This is a genomic window from Streptomyces sp. NPDC050732 (assembly GCF_040654255.1).
Classification (GTDB): Bacteria; Actinomycetota; Actinomycetes; order Streptomycetales; family Streptomycetaceae; genus Streptomyces.
Genome location: NZ_JBFAHP010000042.1, coordinates 26423 through 46631, shown reverse-complemented (window position 1 = coordinate 46631; position 20209 = coordinate 26423). Strand labels below are relative to the sequence as shown.

Annotated in this window: 14 protein-coding genes; 8 read left to right on the top strand and 6 right to left on the bottom strand. The window is 73.2% G+C overall.

Annotated features, from left to right (window positions below):
- Nucleotides 1–471: 471 nt before the first annotated feature.
- The 3 genes from AB0H82_RS30915 (at nucleotide 472) to AB0H82_RS30905 (ending at nucleotide 5851) form a co-directional block, all read left to right on the top strand.
- Complete coding sequence (locus AB0H82_RS30915) at nucleotides 472–1464, top strand: SMI1/KNR4 family protein (RefSeq protein ID WP_362998561.1); 993 nt, start codon at nucleotides 472–474, stop codon at nucleotides 1462–1464.
- Between the two features lie 7 nt (nucleotides 1465–1471).
- A complete protein-coding gene (locus AB0H82_RS30910; protein WP_362998559.1) occupies nucleotides 1472–4789 on the top strand; it encodes an SUKH-4 family immunity protein in 3318 nt (1105 codons plus the stop codon).
- Between the two features lie 159 nt (nucleotides 4790–4948).
- Nucleotides 4949–5851: a cellulose-binding protein gene (locus AB0H82_RS30905; RefSeq protein ID WP_362998557.1), complete on the top strand. Its 903-nt coding sequence runs from the start codon at nucleotides 4949–4951 to the stop codon at nucleotides 5849–5851.
- Nucleotides 5852–5928: 77 nt separating this feature from the next.
- Here the strand turns inward: AB0H82_RS30905 and AB0H82_RS30900 are convergent, their stop codons facing one another.
- Nucleotides 5929–7452 (bottom strand): MFS transporter, encoded by a 1524-nt coding sequence (locus AB0H82_RS30900; RefSeq protein ID WP_362998555.1) that lies wholly within the window; start codon nucleotides 7450–7452, stop codon nucleotides 5929–5931.
- Between the two features lie 343 nt (nucleotides 7453–7795).
- Here AB0H82_RS30900 and AB0H82_RS30895 point away from each other — a divergent pair, with 343 nt between their 5' ends.
- Together AB0H82_RS30895 and AB0H82_RS30890 are read left to right on the top strand one after the other, a co-directional pair.
- On the top strand, nucleotides 7796–8584 hold the full coding sequence (locus AB0H82_RS30895) for an ABC transporter ATP-binding protein (protein ID WP_362998553.1): 789 nt from the start codon (nucleotides 7796–7798) through the stop codon (nucleotides 8582–8584).
- Nucleotides 8581–11163 (top strand): FtsX-like permease family protein, encoded by a 2583-nt coding sequence (locus AB0H82_RS30890; protein WP_362998551.1) that lies wholly within the window; start codon nucleotides 8581–8583, stop codon nucleotides 11161–11163. The genes AB0H82_RS30895 and AB0H82_RS30890 overlap by 4 nt, the downstream gene beginning before the upstream one ends.
- 86 nt (nucleotides 11164–11249) lie before the next feature.
- On the opposite strand, the gene AB0H82_RS30885 is transcribed toward AB0H82_RS30890, so the two are convergent.
- Genes AB0H82_RS30885 through AB0H82_RS30875 form a run of 3 tightly spaced genes read right to left on the bottom strand, consistent with a single transcriptional unit; the run spans nucleotide 11250 to nucleotide 13685 of the window.
- Nucleotides 11250–12734, bottom strand: coding sequence for a DUF2079 domain-containing protein (locus tag AB0H82_RS30885; protein ID WP_362998549.1), 1485 nt, complete (start codon nucleotides 12732–12734; stop codon nucleotides 11250–11252).
- 8 nt (nucleotides 12735–12742) lie between these two features.
- The gene (locus AB0H82_RS30880) at nucleotides 12743–13174 is read right to left on the bottom strand and encodes a hypothetical protein (protein ID WP_362998547.1); all 432 of its coding nucleotides are present in this window, start codon (nucleotides 13172–13174) and stop codon (nucleotides 12743–12745) included.
- Nucleotides 13167–13685 carry a SigE family RNA polymerase sigma factor gene (locus AB0H82_RS30875; protein WP_362998545.1) on the bottom strand — a complete coding sequence of 173 codons (519 nt, stop codon included), beginning with the start codon at nucleotides 13683–13685 and terminating at the stop codon, nucleotides 13167–13169. Before AB0H82_RS30875 ends, AB0H82_RS30880 begins: the two co-directional genes overlap by 8 nt.
- 296 nt (nucleotides 13686–13981) lie before the next feature.
- Here AB0H82_RS30875 and mfd point away from each other — a divergent pair, with 296 nt between their 5' ends.
- Nucleotides 13982–17512 carry a transcription-repair coupling factor gene (gene mfd / locus AB0H82_RS30870; RefSeq protein ID WP_362998543.1) on the top strand — a complete coding sequence of 1177 codons (3531 nt, stop codon included), beginning with the start codon at nucleotides 13982–13984 and terminating at the stop codon, nucleotides 17510–17512.
- A gap of 26 nt (nucleotides 17513–17538) precedes the next feature.
- Here mfd and AB0H82_RS30865 read toward each other — a convergent pair whose 3' ends face one another.
- Complete coding sequence (locus AB0H82_RS30865; protein WP_362998541.1) at nucleotides 17539–17967, bottom strand: nuclear transport factor 2 family protein; 429 nt, start codon at nucleotides 17965–17967, stop codon at nucleotides 17539–17541.
- A gap of 98 nt (nucleotides 17968–18065) precedes the next feature.
- Complete coding sequence (locus AB0H82_RS30860) at nucleotides 18066–18476, bottom strand: hypothetical protein (RefSeq protein WP_362998539.1); 411 nt, start codon at nucleotides 18474–18476, stop codon at nucleotides 18066–18068.
- 90 nt (nucleotides 18477–18566) lie between these two features.
- Here AB0H82_RS30860 and AB0H82_RS30855 point away from each other — a divergent pair, with 90 nt between their 5' ends.
- On the top strand, nucleotides 18567–19283 hold the full coding sequence (locus tag AB0H82_RS30855) for an MOSC N-terminal beta barrel domain-containing protein (protein ID WP_362998537.1): 717 nt from the start codon (nucleotides 18567–18569) through the stop codon (nucleotides 19281–19283).
- Entirely contained in the window at nucleotides 19280–20002 is a 723-nt protein-coding gene (locus tag AB0H82_RS30850; RefSeq protein ID WP_362998535.1) for an HNH endonuclease family protein, read from the top strand. The genes AB0H82_RS30855 and AB0H82_RS30850 overlap by 4 nt, the downstream gene beginning before the upstream one ends.
- The last annotated feature ends 207 nt before the right edge of the window (nucleotides 20003–20209 follow it).

Genomic DNA, 20209 nt, shown 5'->3' with positions numbered 1-20209 from the left:
GAGGTTTCCCGCGCGTGCGGCACCTGCGCGGAGGTCACCTGCGCCTGCGGCGGCGCCTGCCCGTGGGTTGCCTGTGGACGGGCCGTTCGCCGGGGCGTGACCCCGTGCGGTGCTGCCGTTCGTCGTGGTGCCTGCCGTCGTGGTGCCCGCCGTCGTGGACAGCGTGTGGCCGGACATGCCGCTCTGTGCCGTCTGCATCGTGCTCTTCCCTCCCCCTGCTCGCGGCGGTCACCGCGTGTGCCACGCCCCCGCGTTGCGGGGGACAGCCTGCCAAATGGGGCGGGTGGTGCGGAAGCTGGGGCACCGCGACACGCCTGGCTTTCCGTCGGGACTCGTCGCACGGTGACCGTCCGGTGGCTGCTGGTCATGGAACCGGAGGCCCGGTGACCGGTGCCGTTCTTGCGCATAGGCTGTGTCGACATCGCAGGACCAGAACCAGAACCTTCCACAGTGCCGCAGGGGGCAACCGCCATGACGACAGGTCGGCTGGGGCAGCAGTCCGCGCCGCCGAACGCGGCCTACGCCGGGCAGGTCGTGCACTTCCCGGACCCGGTCCGCGCCGCCCGCCACCCCAGAGGAGTGCGGGTGGACGAGCACGGGTTCCCGGACTTCTCGTCGTACGCGCGTGCCGCCGCGGAGATCGCCGAACCCCCCGAGGGATTCGGTGTCGACGAACTGCGGCTGACGGACTACGTGTCGGCGAACGCGGCGATGGCGGCGGCGGGCCACGAACTGTGGGACACGATCCCCGCGGTGGCGACCCCGCACGGCTGGACCTGGCACCACGCGCCGCACAGCCGCCGTCTGGAGCTGGTCCCCGTCGAGGTGAAGGCGCTGCTGCGGCATCACGGCGGGATCGCGACGACGGCCGTGGACCAGGAGAAGAGGGGCACGCGCCCGCTGCAGGAGACGCGGCCCGTGCACTTCGGCCTGCCGAAGGCCTCGGTCGCCGTGACCGAGGCGCAGGTGCAGAGCGTCGAGGAGGACCTGGGCTACCGGCTGCCGGGCGCCTACCGCTCCTTCCTGAAGGCGGCGGGCGGCTGCGCGCCGGTCGGCGCGGCGCTCGACGCCGAGCTCGGACTCCTCGTCGACCAGCCGTTCTTCACGGTGCGGGACGAGGCCGCGGTCAACGACCTGGTGTACGTCAACAAGTGTCTGCGCGACCACCTGACCAAGGACTACCTGGGCGTCGGGTTCGTGCAGGGCGGTCTGCTCGCCGTGAAGGTCAAGGGTGACCGGATCGGTTCGGTGTGGTTCTGCGCGTACGACGACGCGCGGGACGTCTCGGAGGCGGCCGGGTGGCCACCGGCCGAGCGCGTGCGGCGGCTGCTGCTGCCGTGCGGCGACGACTTCGACGTATTCCTGTCCCGGCTCGCGGGCAACCCGCCGGAGCTGGAGACCGTGGCGAACCTGATGGTGGACGGCGGCTTCGCGCACGCCGTCTCCGTGCCGGGTGGGGAGTGACGCGACAATGGTGACTTTCGCGCAGGCGCAGGAGCGCGCCGAGGAGTGGATCAACGGGGACGTACCGGGCTATCAGCACCGTGAGGTGCGGGTCCGGGAGTTCGACCTCGGGTTCGTGGTGTGGGCCGAGGACCGGGAGAACGGCCCGGTGTCCGACGGCGGCGGGCAGCGGCTCGTCATCGCACGGGACAGCGGCGACGCGACGCTCTGGCCCGGGCTGCCGGTGGGCGAGGTGATCCGCCGGTACGAGGAGGAGTACGGCCTGCCGGACGCGGCGCCGCAGGACGCGGTGCCCGCGCCCCCGGAGCGGGTCGACCTGAACCAGACGTCGTTCCTGCTGACGCCTCCGGAGTGGCTCCAGGAGGCGGCGGACAAGATGGGCATCCCGGACCGGCGTACGGGGTCGGGGAGTTCGGCTTCCGGGCAGGCCGAGGAGGCGGGGGAGTCCGGGCAGTCCGGGCAGTTCGAAGGGTCCCGAGGGTCCGCCGACTCCGGTGAGCCCGGTGGGTCCGTAGCGGCTGAGGAGCTTCCGGTTTCCGGGTTCCCCGAGACGCGGGGTGCGCCCGCCGCTCCGGGGGGCGGTACGCCGTGGCCCGCGGCCGCCGCCTCCGACGAGGACGACGAGTCCGAGCGCGACGACAGCCTGCCCGCCACGTCGCCGGGCGTGCCCGCGGGGGCGACTCCGTGGGCCGGTACGGACACCAACTCCGACGCAGGCGAGGACCATTCGGTGCCGCTGCCCGCGACGGTGTTCGCGCCGCCGCTGACGGGCCTGGACGAGAACGACACTCCGCCGGGTGTCGCACCGGAGGCCAAGACGGCCCTGATGCACGGGGGCAGCCACCTTCCGCCGACGGCGATCGCACCGGCCCTGGACGCGCCGGTGGCGCAGGGTGGTCCTGCGGGTCCGGGTGCGTCGGCTCCCGGCGCTCCGGGCGCTTCGGTGCCGGGTGGCCCTGCGGGTCCGGTCGCTTCGGCTTCGAGTGGCCCTGCGGGTCCGGGTGCTCCGGCCCCCGGCGCTCAGGCCGCTTCAGCTCCGGGTGATTTCGCAGCTCCGGGAGTTCCGGCACTCGGTGCTCCTGCTTCGGCGCCGGGTGCGCAGGGCGCTCCGGCTGTTGGTGCTGACGCGGCTGCGGCTCCGGGTGCTCCGGCGCCGGGTGCTCCGGACGCTTCGGCGCCGGGGGCTCCCACCGCTCCTGCTCCGGGTGCCCCGGCCCCTGGTACTCCCGCCGCCCCCACTCCGGGTGGTCCGGCGCCTGCCGGGCCGCCGCCCGCCCCGCCCCAGCCGCCCGCCGGTCCGCCGACGCCTCCGCCGCCGAGCGCCCCCGAGGCGTCCGGCGCCTCCGCGTACGGGTACCCGCAGGCGCCCGGCGCCCCGGGTGCAGGGAACATCGCGGACGCCGCCACCGGCAAGGCGGAGGGGCCGCCGCACGGCTCCCGACCCGGCGGGGCGAGTACGCCGCCGCCTCCCGCCCCGCCGGGTGCGCCCGGCGCGCCCGCGGGGAGTACGCCGCCGCCCTCGGGGCCCGGCGCCCCCGGCACGCCCGCCGGTGGTTACGTCCCGACGCAACTCGTGTCCTCGCTCGGCCCGGACGGCTCTCAGCCACCGGCCGCTCCCGCCGCCCCCGGTACGCCTCCCGGCACGCCTCCGGGTGGGGTCCACCACGCGGCGACGATGCTGGCCGACCCGAGCATGGGCGGTCCCGGCGGGGTGAAACCGCCGGCTCCCCCCGGCGCTCCGGGTGCCCCGGGCGCCCCCCAGCCGCCCGGCCCCCCTGGTGCTCCCGGTGCTCCCGGCACGCCCCCGGGCGGAGTGCACCACGCGGCGACGATGCTGGCCGACCCGAGCATGGGCGGTCCCGGCGGGGTGAAACCGCCGGCTCCCCCCGGTGCTCCGGGTGCCCCTGGCGCCCCCCAGCCGCCCGGCCCCCCTGGTGCTCCCGGTGCTCCCGGCACGCCCCCGGGCGGAGTGCATCACGCGGCGACGATGCTGGCCGACCCGAGCATGGGCGGCCCGGGCGGGCTCAAGCCGCCCGCTCCCCCCGGCGCCCCGGGTGCCCCGGGCGCCCCACAGCCTCCGGGTCCCCCCGGCCCGCCCGGCGCCCCCGGCGCTCCCGCAGGACCCGGCACCCCGCCGCCCCCCGGCGGCGGTGTCCACCACGCCGCGACGATGCTGGCCGGTCCCGCGGTCGGCGGCCCGGGTGCGCCCGGCATGCCTCCGCCGCCCGCGCCGGGCCACCCCGGCCCCGGCGCTCCGGGCCTGCACGGCGCCCCCGGCATGCCGGGCGGACCGGGTGCTCCCGGCATGCCGGGTGGCCAGCCGTACGGCTACCCGCAGCAGCCCACCGGTCAGCCGACCGTCGGCCCCGGCTACCAGGCCGTGCTGCGGTACCGCGCGGCCGACGGCTCCGAGCAGCAGCTCATCCGCCGTTCGGCGCCCGGCACCCCGCACCCGGAGTGGCAGATCCTGCACGAGCTGCGCGGCATGAACGTGCCGCCGCAGCAGGTGCTCGAACTCCACACCGAGCTGGAGTCGTGCGAGCTGCCGGGTGCGTACTGCGCCCGCATGATCCGCGAGACGTGGCCGCAGGCGCGGATCACGTCGATCGCCCCGTACGGCAGGGACCACGCGTCCCGTCGCCAGGGCATGCAGCAGCTCCTCGCGCACCAGGGCGAGTTGCACCAGGTCGCGGACGGGCCCGCCAGGCCGGCGCCGGTGCGCGCGCCGCTGCAGCAGGTGCCGCCCGCCCCGCCGATCCCGCCGGAGGGTGTCGCGCAGGAGCTGGCCGCGGCGTTCGGTCCCGGCATCTTCCGGTTCGACCAGCGGGCGGTGTCGCGGCAGGGTGTGCCGGACATCGTGGCGCACACCCTCGTGGTGGCGGGTCTGCCCGTCGACTTCGGGCCGTTCTTCTGGGCGCAGGCCCAGCCGGGGCGCCCGGTGCCGACGCTGGCGGAGCTGGCGCAGGAGCGGGGTGTGCAGCCGGCGTCCGACGCGGGTTCGTACCTGGTGATGGGCAGTGACTTCGGGCGCGCGCTGTGCGTGCAGTACGGCACGGCGAACATCGTGGCGGTGCCGGTGGAGGCCGGTCCCGGCGGTGCGCCCGTGCCGCCGCAGTTCGTGAACACGGGGCTGCCGGAGTTCGCGCGCTGCATGGCGTTGCTCGGCCGGATGTGGCGGCTGCGCTTCGGGCTCAACCAGGAGCAGGCGGGCCGTTGGACCGTCGACTTCCAGAACCAGCTGGCCGCGCTCGACGGGGCGGCGCTCGCGTCGCCGGAGAGCTGGTGGTCGGTGCTGCTTGAGCAGATGTGGGACGGCCTGCTGTAGCCCTCCGCCGTGCGAGGCGCCCGCTCCGGAGTCCGGGGCGGGCGCCTCGTCCATTCGGGGCGTGGGCGGCGGGAATGTCGCCCCGATTCCGACTTCTGGCGCCATTTGCCGCATCCTTGACCGGGTGGGGTGGGCGTACGTCGGAGAGGTGGTCCAAGGATGAGCAGCAGCGGTGCAGCGTCGTCGCCGCACGGCTTCGTCACGGTGCGGGGGCGCGGCTACCGTCCCGAGCAGGTGGAGGCGTACGCCGCCGGTCTGTCGCGGGCGCGGGACGAGGCGTGGGAGCGGGCCGCCCGGCTGACCGTCCTCGCCAAGGACATGGAGGTGGAGGCCGAGCACCTGCGGGACGTGGTGTCGCGGCTCGCCCCTCAGACGTACGAGACGCTGGGCGAGCGCGCCCGGCAGATCCTGGCCCTCGCCGAGACGGAGGCCGCCGCCCTGCGCGAGGCCGCGGAGACCGAGGCGCAGCACCTGCGCGAGACGGCCGAGGCGGAGGCGCGGGAGGCGCGGGAGGCCGCGCGCGAGCACGCCGAGAAGGTGGGCGCCGAGACGGACGAGCGGGTGCGGCAGCGGCTCCTCGCGGACCGGGCGACGGCCGACGAGGCCCGGATCTCCGCACGGCGGGACGTGAAGGCGTGGCGCGGCGAGGCGCTGGCCGCGCTGCGGGAGATGCGGCAGCGGTGCGAGGCGCTCTTCGCCGAGCAGGAGAAGGAGCAGGGCGAGCGGTGGGAGGCCGCCGAGCGGGAGATCGCGGAGCGGGAGGCGGCGGCGGACGCGCGGGACGCGGAGCGGGTGGCCGCCGCGGAGGCCCGGCTCTCGGCGGCCAAGCGGGCGTTCGCCGAGGCGGAGGAGGCCGCGCGGCACCGGCAGGAGGACGCGGAGGCGCACGGCGCAGAACTGGTCGCGGAGGCCGTCCTGGTCGAGGAGCGGCTCGCGCGTGACACGGAGCGGGTGCTGCGCGAGCACGGCGAGCAGTGGGACGAGGTGCGGGCGCACATGGACCACGTGCGCAGCAGCCTGGCGGCGCTGACGGGCCGGGCACCGGCGGAGGAGACACCTTAGGACCGCCGGCGCCGGAGGGCCCCTGGGGCAGGGCCCCGGGGAGGCCGGGCCCGCTCCGCTGTCGCGCTGTGCAGCGGTCAGTCGGGCTGTTGTGTGGGGGACAACTGCTCCTGCTGTGGGGCGAGTTGGGCGTCCTGGAGTACGGGGAAGCGGCGCGGTGCCAGGAAGAGCAGGACGAGCAGGGCGAGTACGGCGGCGCAGCCCGCGCCGAGGTACACCGCGTCGACGGCGGAGTCGACGGCCCTCCGCAGCGGTTCGGGGTCGGCCACCGAGCCGGGGTCGTCCAGGATGCGTGCCACGGAGTCGAGTGAGCCGGCGCCGTCGAGGCGTGCGCTCAGTACTCCGTTGGCGATCGCGCCGAAGAGGGCCGCGCCGAGTGTCTGCCCGATCTGGCGGCAGAACAGGACGGACGCGGTGGCCGTGCCGCGCTCGGCCCAGCCGACGGTGGACTGGACGCCGACGATCAGGGGGAGTTGGAAGAGGCCGAGGGCGGCGCCGAGGAGCAGCATGAGCAGGGCGGGCTGCCAGGCGCCCCCGGGGTAGGGCAGCAGCGGGAAGGTGAAGAGGATCAGGGCGGCCGCGGAGATGCCGGTGATCGCGGTGTTGCGGAAGCCGATCCTGCGGTACACGTGCTGGCTGAGGGCGGCGGAGACCGGCCAGCTCAGCGTCATCACGGAGAGCACGAAGCCGGCGGCGACGGGGGCGAGTCCGAGCACGGACTGGGCGTACGTGGGGAGGAAGACGGTCGGGGCGACCATCAGGAGGCCGAGCGCGCCGAGGGCGAGGTTGACGGCGGCGATGGTGCGCCTGCGCCAGACCCAGCCGGGGATGATCGGCTCCTCGGCCCGGCGTTCGACGAGGACGACGACGCCGATCAGGGCGAGGCCGGCGGCGAAGAGGGCGAGGGAGGGCGCCGACAGCCACTCCCAGGCGACCCCGCCCTGCACGAGCGCGGTCAGGAGCGTGCCCCCGCAGGCGAAGACGGCGAGCGCCCCGGGCCAGTCGACGCGGCCGCGCGGCACGCTCTCCCGCGCGGGTTCGTGGAGGTGGCGCACGATCAGCCAGAGCGCGACCGCGCCGATGGGCAGGTTGATCAGGAAGATCCAGCGCCAGTCCGTGTACGCGGTGATGAGGCCGCCGAGCGCGGGTCCGGCGACGGCGGAGGTGGCCCACACGGTGGACAACTTCGCCTGGATCTTGGGGCGTTCCTTGAGCGGGTAGAGGTCGGCGGCGAGGGTCTGCACGGTGCCCTGGACGGCGCCGCCGCCGAGGCCCTGGACGACGCGGAAGGCGATGAGCGACTCCATGTTCCAGGCGAGCGCGCAGAGCCCGGAGCCGAGGAGGAACAACACGCAGCCCGCGATGAGGACGGGCTTGCGGCCGAACGTGTCGGAGAGCTTGCCGTAGACGGGCAGGGTCACCGTGGCCGCGAGGAGGTAGCCGGAGAAGAGCCAGGAGAAGATCGAGAAGCCGCCGAGCGTGCCCACGATCTGCGGGACGGCGGTCGACACGATGGTGGAGTCGACGGCGGCCAGCGCCATGGCGAGCATGAGCGCGGCGACGACCGCGCTCCTGCCCGGTATCGCTTCCTGGGTGCCCACGGAACTTCCTTCCCCCTGCACGCGGTTGCTGCGGGCCACTTTCTCACCCGGGGGAGGGCGAGGGCAGGGTGGCGGCGACCCTGAGACGATCTCCGCCGGTGGGTGGAGATCCCCTAGGGGAACCTCCGTACAACGGACCGGGGAGTGTTCGTCCCGCTGGAGGATGAGCGGGCCCCGGCCGGTCCTTAGATTGGCTTTACGGCGCACCGCACCGGCGGGGGTGGGGTTTTCCCCCGGAAAAGACTGCGCTGAGCACCAGCGCGCCGGACCCCTCCGCGACACCAGACTTGTTCGCACGGCGAACGCGCCCGACCCACCGCATGACCGACATAGGAGACGTACCGTGACAACGGCTGTGACCACACCCAGGCACGGGGGCACTGGAGGGCGTACGGCCGTGGCGGCACGGGCGCGCCAGGTCGTGAAGGCGTACGGCAGCGGGGAGACCCGCGTCGTCGCGCTCGACCGCATCGACGTGGACATCGCCCGCGGGCAGTTCACCGCGATCATGGGCCCCTCGGGCTCCGGCAAGTCCACCCTCATGCACTGCCTCGCGGGCCTCGACACGGTCAGCGAAGGACAGATCTATCTGGACGAGACCGAGATCACCGGCCTCAAGGACAAGAAGCTCACGCGGCTGCGCCGGGACCGCATCGGCTTCATCTTCCAGGCGTTCAACCTTCTCCCGACGCTGAACGCCATCGAGAACATCACGCTCCCGATGGACATAGCGGGCCGCAAGCCCGACCGGGCCTGGCTCGACCAGGTCGTGGAGACCGTGGGCCTCGCCGGGCGCCTCAAGCACCGCCCGACCGAGCTCTCCGGCGGCCAGCAGCAGCGCGTCGCCGTGGCCCGCGCCCTCGCCTCCCGGCCGGAGATCATCTTCGGCGACGAGCCGACCGGAAACCTCGACTCGCGCGCCGGCGCGGAGGTCCTCGGCTTCCTGCGCCGCTCGGTGACCGACCTCGGCCAGACCATCGTCATGGTCACGCACGACCCGGTCGCCGCCTCGTACGCGGACCGGGTCCTGTACCTCGCCGACGGCCGGATCGTCGACGAGATGCACCACCCCACCGCCGACCAGGTCCTCGACCGCATGAAGTCCTTCGACGCCCGGGGGCGCACCTCATGACCGTCCTCAAGACCTCGATGCGCAACTTCTTCGCGCACAAGGGACGCATGGCGCTCTCCGCGGTGGCCGTCGTCCTGTCGGTGGCGTTCGTCTGCGGCACGCTCGTCTTCTCCGACACCATGAGCACCACCTTCGACAAGCTCTTCGCCGCCACCTCCGCCGACGTCACCGTCACCCCCAAGTCCGCGAAGGACGCGGGCGAGACACCGCGCAGCGGCAGGCCCGAGTCGCTGCCCGCCTCCGTCGTCAGGGAGGCCGGGAAGGTCGCGGGTGTGAAGTCCGCCGAAGGCGCCGTCAGCAGCCAGAGCGTGACCGTCGTCGACGACAAGAACGAGAACATGGGGCCGACCAGCGGCGGCCCGACCATCGCGGGCAACTGGACGCGCAACGACCTGCGTTCGATGGACATCACCTCCGGCCACGCCCCGCGCGGCCCCACCGAGGTGATGGTCGACGCCGACACCGCGGACAAGCACGACCTCAAGATCGGTGACGAGCTGCGCACCATCGCCGCCACCGGCGACCACACCGCGAAGATCTCCGGCATCGCCACCTTCAAGGTGACCAACCCCGGCGCCGCGATCTTCTACTTCGACACCGCCACCTCCCAGCGCGAACTCCTCGGCGCCACCGGCCGGTTCACCCACGTCAACCTCACCGCCGACGCGGGCGTCAGCGACACCGCGCTGAAGGCGAAGGTCGCGACCGCCCTGGACAGGGCCGCGTACGACATCAGGACGCAGAAGGAGACCGCGGACGAGAACCGCAAGGACGTCGGCAGCTTCCTCGACGTCATGAAGTACGCGATGCTCGGCTTCGCCGGAATCGCCTTCCTCGTCGGCATCTTCCTCATCATCAACACCTTCTCGATGCTGGTCGCCCAGCGCACCCGTGAGATCGGCCTGATGCGCGCCATCGGCTCAAGCCGCAAGCAGGTCAACCGCTCGGTGCTCGTCGAGGCGCTGCTGCTCGGCGTGTTCGGCTCGGTCCTCGGCGTCGGCGCGGGCATCGGCCTCGCCGTCGGCCTCATGAAGCTCATGGCCGGCATGGGCATGGAACTCTCCACCAGCGACCTCACCGTCAGCTGGACGACCCCCGTCGTCGGCATGGTCCTCGGCATCGTCGTCACCGTCCTCGCCGCCTACCTCCCCGCACGACGGGCCGGCAAGGTCTCGCCGATGGCCGCGCTGCGCGACGCGGGCACCCCCGCCGACGGTAGGGCGAGCGCGCTGCGCGCCGTCATCGGCCTGGTCCTCACCGGCGCCGGCGGCTTCGCCCTCTACGCCGCGGGACAGGCCGACAAGGCCAAGGAAGGCTCCCTCTTCCTGGGCGGCGGCGTCGTCCTCACCCTCATAGGCTTCGTCGTCATCGGCCCCGTGCTCGCCTCCGGCGTCGTCCGCGTCCTGAGCGCGGTGCTCCTGCGGGCGTTCGGCCCGGTCGGCCGGATGGCCGAGCGCAACGCCCTGCGCAACCCGCGCCGCACCGGCGCCACCGGAGCGGCCCTGATGATCGGCCTCGCCCTGGTCGCCTGCCTCTCCGTCGTCGGCTCCTCGATGGTCGCGTCGGCCACGGAGGAGCTCGACAAGTCGGTCGGCGCGGACTTCATCGTGCAGCCCACCCAGCCCGGCATCTCCATCACGCCGAAGGCCGCGGAGGCCCTGGGAAAGGCCGACCACATCGGCCACATCACGCGCTACAAGCAGATCGAGGCGGACCTGACCACGCCCGACGGCAAGGCCGTGGACGGCGTCGGCCTGAGCGCCGCCGACCCGACGTACGCCAAGGACCTGCGCCGCGAGACGGTCGCCGGTGAACTGTCCGCCGCGTACGGGAGGAACGCCATGTCGGTCGGCGACGAGTTCGCCGAGAAGCACGGCCTGAAGGTCGGCGACGAGCTGAAGGTCGCCTTCGAGCACGGGAAGACCGCCGAGCTGCGGCTCGCGGCCATCACCAAGGACGACGGCACCGTCGACAACGGCGCGATGTACCTGAACATCACGACCCTTGAGCAGTACGTCCCCGCGGACCGGATGCCGCAGAACGACATCATGTTCGCCACGGCCGACAAGGGCCAGGAGGACGCCGCGTACACCTCCCTGAAGAAGTCTCTGGAGGCGTACCCGCAGTACAAGGTGATGGACCAGACCGACTTCAAGCAGACGCTGAAGGACCAGGTCGGCCAGCTCCTGAACATGGTCTACGGCCTGCTCGGCCTGGCGATCATCGTCGCGATCCTCGGCGTGGTGAACACCCTGGCCCTCTCTGTGGTGGAACGCACCCGCGAGATCGGCCTGATGCGCGCCATCGGCCTCTCGCGCCGCCAGCTGCGCCGCATGATCCGCCTGGAGTCCGTGGTCATCGCGCTCTTCGGCGCCCTCCTCGGCCTCGGCCTGGGCATGGGCTGGGGCGCGACGGCCCAGCAGCTCCTCGCCCTGGAGGGCCTGAAGGTCCTGGAGATCCCGTGGCCGACGATCATCGCGGTCTTCATCGGATCGGCTTTCGTGGGCCTCTTCGCGGCCCTGGTCCCGGCCTTCCGGGCCGGCCGGATGAATGTCCTCAACGCCATCGCCACCGAATAGCCACCGCCACGGGGGTGCGGGGGAGACGGCCCCGGCGGGCGCGCATCGCGCGTCCGCCGGGGCCGGTGGCCTTTTTGGCGGCCGTTTCACTCCCTGCGCAGCAGCACGTACCCGTACGCGACGTCCTCCGCGACGTACCGCACGCCCGGGTGCAGCTTCCCGGCGTACGCGACCGGGTCCTTCGTCCAGCCGGAGCGGACGTCGAGAGCCACGTACTGCGGGACGACCGGGTCGGCCGCGCCCACCCAGAAGACCCGGGCCCGCGAGGTCAGCCTGCTGATCGGCCCGATGTTCGCCTCGACCGTGGCACCGTCCGGGACGCGGTCGAGGAGCCGCTCCACGGCGGTGACCTGCTCGCTCTTCCCGTACGTCCACGACTCGGTGAGGCCCGCGAGCGGCAGCGACGTGGTGAGGGCGAGCGCGGCCGCGGCGGCGCAGGCCGGCAGCCGGTCCGCGTACCGGCGCAGCCACGGCCGCCGGTCGCGGCGCGCGGCGGCGACGGCGTCGGCGAAGGCGAGCAGCACGACGGGCATCAGGACGGCGCTGTAGTGCCAGTCGGTGCCCCAGTAGTGGTCGTCGCCGGAGAGGAACCGCCAGCCGAGGGTGGGGAGCGCGACCAGGAGCAGCGGCGAGCGCAGCGCGAGCAGCCCGGAGGTGGGGATCAGCAGCCAGGCGAGGGTGGACAGCTTGGTGCCCGCGCCGTCGAGGACCCCGGCGCCGCCCGCATCCCCGACCTTGTCCCAGTAGTCGTACGCGCCGACCGAGTTGCAGGCGGGAATGACCAGGGTGAGGGTGACGAGGGTGGCGAGCGCGCCGAACGCGGCGACACCGAGGGCGTAGCGCAGGGCCTTCGGGTCCGTGCGGCGGCAGCGGACCGCCACGACCACGGCGATCGCCGCGAGGGTCACGCCCAGGTCCTCCTTGACGAGGACGAGCGGCAGCGCCCAGAGCAGGGCGGCCCGCCACCGCTGCCGCAGCAGCGCTTCGAGGGAGAAGGCGATCAGCGGCAGCGCGAAGCAGATCTCGTGGAAGTCGAAGTCGACGGCGCGCTGGACGCCCCACGACAGTCCGTACGCGACCCCGACGGCGAGGCCCGAGCCGCGCCCCAGGAGCCGGGTCGCCGCCCGGGTCACGGGGACGGCGGAGACGGCGACGAGCAGCGCCTGCGCGACGAGCAGCGTGACCGGCGAGGGGAAGAGCCGGTAGGCGGGCGCGAGGAGGGCGGTGACGGGGCTGAAGTGGTCGCCGAGGATGTTCGCCCCGGGCCCCTTGAGGTCGGCCACCGGCACCTGGAGGTGCGCGTACGCGCGGACGGCCTGCTCGAAGATGCCGAGGTCCCAGGAGCGCGTCTCAAGGCGCCGGTACCGGCTGACGGACACGACGGCGTACGCGAGGAACAGCCCGGCGGCGAGCAGGTGGGGGGCGCGGTCCCAGAGACGCCTCGCCCGGTCGGGGGCGGGGGCGGTCCGGTCCCGCTCCGGTATGAGTTCGTGGGAGGGGGAGGAGTCCAGCCCCTCCGGCGTTCGAGGAGCGGGGTCCGGGGCGGAGCCCCGTGCGGTGATGGTGCGCATCAAAGAAGTCAGTCCCCCGACGGAGCGGTGGTCGGTGTGGTCGGCGTCGCGGAATCAAGCGGCGGCAGGGAGGTCGACGGCGTACCCGTCGGCGGAGGCGAGTCCCGCCCGGGCGAGGGCGACCGGTCGGCGAAGGAGGACGACCGGTCGGGGAAGGAGGACGACTCCGGGAGGGAGGCGGACTTCGTCGGGCTCGGCGGCACCGCGGGCCCCACCGGTTCGCCCCCGCGGCCCAGCTGCAGCGCGGCGACCGCCGCGCCCCCGGACACCAGGCAGACGACGAGCGCCGCGCCCGCCGCGTAGGTCCTGCGCCTGCGGCGGGCACCGCGCGCGGAGACCTGTCCGGCGGGGACCGGCGAGGCGAGCCTGCCGCCCGACGCGGCGGCCCGCTTCAGCGCGACGGCAAGGCCGTCGTCGGCCGGGGAGTGGGGCTCAGGCACGGTGCTCCTCCGAGGTGGGCGCGTCGTCGGCGGGCGCGTCGTCGAGATGCGGCGCGAGCGCCGCCCTGGCACGGGACAGGTGGGACTTGACGGTCCCGGCCGCGATCCCGGTCTCCGCGGCGACCTGCTGCACGCTCAGGTCGCACACGTAGTGCAGAACCGCCACCCGCCGCTGCCGCTCGGTCAGCCGCCGCAACGCCGCGATCAGCGCGACCGTGCCCGGCTCCGGTTCGGGCACGGAGCCCGCCCGCTCCCCGTGGTGGCGCCGCCAGGCGTCCGCGGCCCGCCCGTGCCGGCGCCACCGGCTGACGGCGAGCCGCCAGGCGACGGTCCTGATCCACGCCTCGGGCCCGGCGTCGCGATCGAGGCGGGCGCGGCGCGCCCAGGCGCGGACGAAGGCCTCCTGGACGACGTCCTGCGCCTCGTGGAGGTCGCCCGTCATCAGATACACCTGCCCGACCAGCGGTCGCACGGAGTGCGCGTAGAACGCCTCGAACTCCTCGTCGGTCAAGTGGTCTCCTGGTGCGTGTGGCGCATGGTTCTCGAAGGCAGTACGCCTGGGACACACGTCCGGTTTACGCGGTGGGGAAAGAATTTTCGGGCGGTGGTTTCCGGCGCGGTTCCGGTCATTGTGCGGGAGGGGGCGCGCGGCCAGGACCGCCGGGGCACGCCGGGCCCGCCGGTACCATGCCGCGCCGATCACCCCGTAGTCGTACGCTGGAGACCCCCGGCCCGTGCGACGTGCCGGGCGGTTCGCGTTGCCCACCCACTCCGGCTCACCCCCGGTACCTGGACGGAAAGCCTTCCATGAGCCTGCACGGTCTGCTCGACGCTGTCGTCAAGGACTCGGCACTCGCCGAAGCGGTCAAGGCCGCGACCGACGGCCACCGCACGCACATCGACCTGGTCGGCCCGCCCGCGGCCCGGCCCTTCGCGGTGGCGGCGCTGGCCCGCGAGTCCGGCCGCACCGTCCTCGCCGTGACGGCCACCGGCCGCGAGGCCGAGGACCTGGCCGCGGCGCTGCGCACGATCCTGCCGCCGGACGGCGTCGCCGAGTACCCGTCGTGGGAGACGCTGCCGCACGAGCGCCTCTCGCCCCGCTCCGACACGGTCGGCCGCCGCCTCGCCGTGCTGCGCCGCCTGGCCCACCCCCGCACGGACGACCCGGAGACCGGCCCGGTCTCGGTGGTCGTCGCGCCGGTCCGCTCCGTCCTCCAGCCGCAGGTCAAGGGGCTCGGCGACCTGGAGCCCGTGGCGCTGCGCAGCGGGGAGAGCACCGATCTGAACCAGGTCGTGGAGGCCCTTGCTGCAGCGGCGTACTCCCGGGTGGAGCTGGTCGAGAAGCGCGGCGAGTTCGCCGTGCGCGGCGGCATCCTCGACGTCTTCCCGCCCACCGAGGAGCACCCGCTGCGCGTGGAGTTCTGGGGCGACGACGTCGAGGAGATCCGGTACTTCAAGGTCGCCGACCAGCGCTCCCTCGAAGTCGCCGAGCACGGCCTGTGGGCGCCGCCCTGCCGCGAGCTGCTCCTCACCGACGAAGTACGGGAGAAGGCGGCCGCCCTCGCGGAGCTGCACCCCGAGCTCGGCGAGCTGCTCGGGAAGATCGCCGAGGGCATCGCGGTCGAGGGCATGGAGTCGTTGGCCCCGGTCCTGGTGGACGACATGGAGCTGCTGCTCGACGTGCTGCCCGAGGGCTCCATGGCCGTGGTCTGCGACCCGGAGCGGGTGCGGACGCGCGCCGCCGACCTGGTGGCGACGTCGCAGGAGTTCCTCCAGGCCAGCTGGGCGGCGACGGCCGGTGGCGGCGAGGCGCCCATCGACGTGGACGCCGCGTCGCTGTGGGGCATCGCGGACGTCCGGGACCGCGCGCGCGACCTCGGCATGATGTGGTGGTCGGTGAGCCCCTTCGCCGCCGACGAAGACCTGGGCGCGGACACCCTCAAGCTGGGCATGCACGCGCCCGAGACGTACCGCGGCGACACCGCGAAGGCCCTCGCGGACACCAAGGGCTGGCTGGCCGACGGCTGGCGCACCGTGTACGTCACCGAGGGCCACGGCCCCGCCGCCCGTACCGTCGAGGTCCTCGGCGGCGAGGGCATCGCGGCCCGCCTCGACGGCGACCTCGGCGAGCTGACGCCCTCGCTGGTGCACGTCTCCTGCGGCTCCATCGACTACGGCTTCGTGGACCCGGCGCTGAAGCTCGCCGTGCTCACCGAGACCGACCTGACCGGCCAGAAGGCGGCAGGCAAGGACGGCCAGCGCATGCCGGCCCGCCGCCGCAAGACCATCGACCCGCTGACCCTGGAGGCCGGCGACTACATCGTCCACGAGCAGCACGGCGTCGGCCGCTACATCGAAATGGTGCAGCGCACCGTCCAGGGCGCGACCCGCGAGTACCTCGTCGTCGAGTACGCCCCCGCCAAGCGCGGCCAGCCCGGTGACCGGCTCTACATCCCCACGGACCAGCTGGAGCAGATCACCAAGTACGTCGGCGGCGAGGCCCCGACGCTGCACCGGCTCGGCGGCGCCGACTGGACGAAGACGAAGGCGCGCGCGAAGAAGGCCGTCAAGGAGATCGCGGCCGACCTCATCAAGCTGTACTCCGCCCGCATGGCGGCCCCCGGCCACGCCTTCGCGCCCGACACCCCCTGGCAGCGCGAGCTGGAGGACGCCTTCCCCTACGTGGAGACGCCCGACCAGCTCACCACGATCGCCGAGGTCAAGGAGGACATGGAGAAGACGGTCCCGATGGACCGCCTGATCTGCGGCGACGTCGGCTACGGAAAGACGGAGATCGCGGTCCGCGCGGCGTTCAAGGCGGTCCAGGACGGCAAGCAGGTCGCGGTCCTCGTCCCCACGACACTCCTCGTCCAGCAGCACTTCGGCACGTTCTCCGAGCGGTACTCGCAGTTCCCGGTCAGCGTGAAGGCGCTGAGCCGCTTCCAGACGGACACCGAGTCCAAGGCGACGCTCGAAGGGCTGCGCGACGGCTCGGTCGACATCGTCATCGGCACGCACCGCCTGTTCTCATCCGAGACCAAGTTCAAGGACCTGGGCCTGGTCATCGTCGACGAGGAGCAGCGGTTCGGCGTCGAGCACAAGGAGCAGCTGAAGAAGCTCCGCGCCAACGTCGACGTGCTCACCATGTCGGCGACCCCCATTCCCCGTACGCTCGAAATGGCCGTGACCGGCATCCGCGAGATGTCCACGATCACCACCCCGCCCGAGGAACGCCACCCGGTCCTGACCTTCGTCGGCCCGTACGAGGAGAAGCAGATCGGCGCGGCCGTCCGCCGCGAGCTGCTGCGCGAGGGCCAGGTCTTCTACATCCACAACCGCGTCGAGTCGATCGACCGCGCCGCGGCCCGCCTGCGGGACATCGTCCCCGAGGCGCGCATCGCCACGGCCCACGGCCAGATGTCGGAACAGGCCCTGGAGCAGGTCGTGGTGGACTTCTGGGAGAAGAAGTTCGACGTGCTCGTCTCGACGACCATCGTCGAATCGGGCATCGACATCTCCAACGCCAACACCCTCATCGTCGAGCGGGGCGACAACTTCGGCCTCTCCCAACTCCACCAGCTGCGCGGCCGAGTAGGCCGAGGCCGCGAGCGCGGCTACGCCTACTTCCTCTACCCGCCGGAGAAGCCGCTCACGGAGACCGCCCACGAGCGGCTCGCGACCATCGCCCAGCACACCGAGATGGGCGCGGGCATGTACGTGGCGATGAAGGACCTGGAGATCCGCGGCGCCGGTAACCTCCTCGGCGGCGAGCAGTCGGGCCACATCGCGGGCGTCGGCTTCGACCTCTACGTCCGCATGGTCGGCGAGGCGGTGGCCGACTACCGCGCGTCCCTGGAGGGCGGCGTCGAGGAGGAGCCGCCCCTGGAGGTCAAGATCGAGCTCCCGGTCGACGCGCACGTCCCGCACGACTACGCCCCCGGCGAGCGCCTGCGCCTCCAGGCCTACCGTGCCATTGCCTCCGCCAACACGGAGGAGGACATCAAGGCGGTACGCGAGGAACTCACCGACCGCTACGGAAAGCTGCCGGAGCCGGTCGAGAACCTCCTCCTGGTAGCAGGCCTCCGCATGCTCTCCCGCGCCTGCGAGGTCGGCGAGATCGTCCTCCAGGGCAACAACATCCGCTTCGCCCCGGTCGACCTACGCGAATCCCAGGAACTCCGCCTCAAGCGCCTCTACCCCGGCACGGTCATCAAGCCGACCGCGAACCAGATCCTGGTCCCCCGCCCCAAGACCGCGAAGGTCGGCGGCAAGCCACTGGTCGGACGCGAACTGCTCGGCTGGGTCGGGGAGTTCTTGACGTCGATCCTGGGGTCGTAGGACACGGAGGGGAGCGAGGACCGCGTTCACGCTGCCGTGCACGCCTCGGCGATCGAGAGGCTGTTCTCGTAGAGGTGGTGCCGGGTGATCCGGCCGTTCTCCACCGTGAGGCGCAGGGCGAAGGGGCCCTCGAAGGATTTGCCGGTGGCGCGCACGGTGCCCGAGAGGTGGCCGAACAGGACGGCGTCGGTGCCGTCGACGAGGAAGGTGTCGAGGGAGGCGCGGGCGTCCTCGGCGACGGTGTGCTCGGCCATCTCCGCGGACTGCGCGGCGCACTCGACGCCGGTGGAGCGGGGGCGGATCCACGGGACGACGGGGTTCTCGGCGAGCAGCCAGTCGACGTCGTCGGCGAACAGCTCCACCATCCGCCCGGTGTCCCCGGCGAGCCGGGCCTGGAGGAACTCCTGGACGACGGAGCGGGTGTGGGCGGCGGTGTCGGTGGTCTCGGTGCTCATGGGATTCTCCTCGGGGTCGGCGCTCGCGGCTGATGAGTCCGATCCTGCCGGGGAGGCGGGGAGCGGTCGATTACCGCGGAGGTAATCGTCCGCCCACGTCAGTCCTGGAACAGCTGGTCCTCCTTGTCCCGGCACAGGGCGTGGGCCGCGCCCATGATGCGGGACGTCTGCTTCTTGGTGGTGCCGAGCCGGCGCGTGGACTCGGTGAACTGCTCACCGAGCGCGGCTCCCCGGACGGTGCACAGGGCGTCGCCCTCGGCGACGAGCGCGTCGTCCTTGATGTGGTCGAGATCCGGGTAATGCTTCCGCAGTGTCTTCAGGAAGAAGGCGGCCGCGGGCCCTTGCAGCCCGCGCCCCTCGGGGCTTGGCGACGCGCTCACCGACGGTGACGCGCTCACGGAGGGAGCGGACGGGGCGGAGGAGGCGTCGGACGAACCGCACGCCGTGGTGCCGAGAGCGATCGCGGCGAGCAGGACGACGAGCCGGGACCGGGGCAGACGCTTGCGCATGAATCTCCTGATACGTGAGTGAACAGGAGATATTCTCACGGCCGTTACCGTGGTGGACGCGAGAGTCCGCCCAGGGGAGGAGAGAGCGCCGTGACGCTCAAGGTCGTGGGTCTGCGCCGATATCCGGTGAAGTCGATGCTCGGCGAGGAACACGACCGGCTGGAGGTCCACGAGCGCGGCGTCGTGGGCGACCGGCTGTGGGCCCTGCGGTACGCCGACGGCAAGCTGGGCAGCGGAAAGAACCACGCCCGTTTCCGCCGCATCCCGGGCCTGCTCGACCATTACGCGACGTACGACGAGGACGGCCGGCCCGTCGTCACCGCGCCGGACGGCGCCACGCTGCGCCCCGGCGACCCCCGCATCCCCGAACGCTTCGGCGACGGCGTCGAGCTGGTCCGTGAGGGGCCGGACAGCCAGCGGGAAGGCCACAAGGACGTCTCCGCCGTCTCCCTCGTCGGCACCGCCTCGCTCCGCGCGCTCGGCGACCTGCTCGGCGACGCCGACCCCGTCGACGTACGGCGGCTGCGCAAGAACATCGTCGTGGAGACCGAGGAGCCCTGGGTCGAGGAGAACTGGGTCGGCCGCGAGATCGTCATCGGCGGCGGCCAGGGGGCGCAGCCGCTGCGCCTGCACGCGGTCAAGCGCGTCAAACGCTGCGTGATGGTCACCCAGGCCCAGCCCGGCCTCCCCGTGGACAACCGCGTCCTCAAGACCCTCACCGCCGTCCGCGGCATGTGCATCGGCATCCACACGGACGTCGTGGCGCCCGCCGACGTCGCCCTCGGCGACACGGTGGTGGTCCTGTGAACCGTCGTACCACCTCGGCCCTCCTCGCCCTGGTCGCCGTCCCCGCGCTCCTGACCGGCTGCGAGACCAGCTCCGAGGACAAGGGGGAAGGCGGTGCGGGGCCCGGCGCCGAGGCGGGGTCCGCGCTCGCCGCCGTCGACACGCTCACCGTCAAGGGCCGCGCGCCCAGGACCGGTTACGACCGCGACAGGTTCGGCAGCGCGTGGGCCGACACCGACTCCAACCGCTGCCCGACCCGGGACGACATCCTCAAGCGGGACCTGAAGGACGTCCGGTACCAGGGCGGCGGGTGCCGGGTGGTCTCCGGGAAGCTCGCGCCCGACCCGTACACCGGAAGGGAAGTGACGTTCCGGCGCGGCCGCAGCCAGGTCGACATCGATCACCTCGTGGCGCTCTCGGACGCCTGGCAGAAGGGCGCGTTCCGCTGGGAGCCGAGCAAGCGCATAGCGTTCGCCAACGACCCGCTCAACCTCCTGGCGGTCGACGCGGGCACCAACCGCGGCAAGAGCGACGGCGACACGGCGACCTGGCTCCCGCCCAACAAGTCGTACCGCTGCGCGTACGTGGCCGGGCAGGTCGCCGTGAAGAAGAAGTACGGGGTGTGGGTGACCGCCGCGGAGCGCGACGCGATGCGGAACGTACTCGCCAAGTGCCCCGCCGAGAAGCTCCCGTCGGGCGGCTCCCCGACCAAGGCGCCGCCCCGCTTCAGGGCCCCGTAAGGGGCTTTAAGGGGCGCGGGGAACTGCGCGACCAGCCCCCACCGGCCCGCGGCGGCCAACGGCCGGAACCCCGCAGACGCGTCTGCCCGCAGCGGGCTCATCGGCGGCTGCGGGCCGCCTCGGGCCGCTCGCGCAGTTCCCCGCGCCCCTGACGGGGCGCGACGTCACCCGTCACCCGTCACGCGCCGCAGGAAATCCGATACCGCC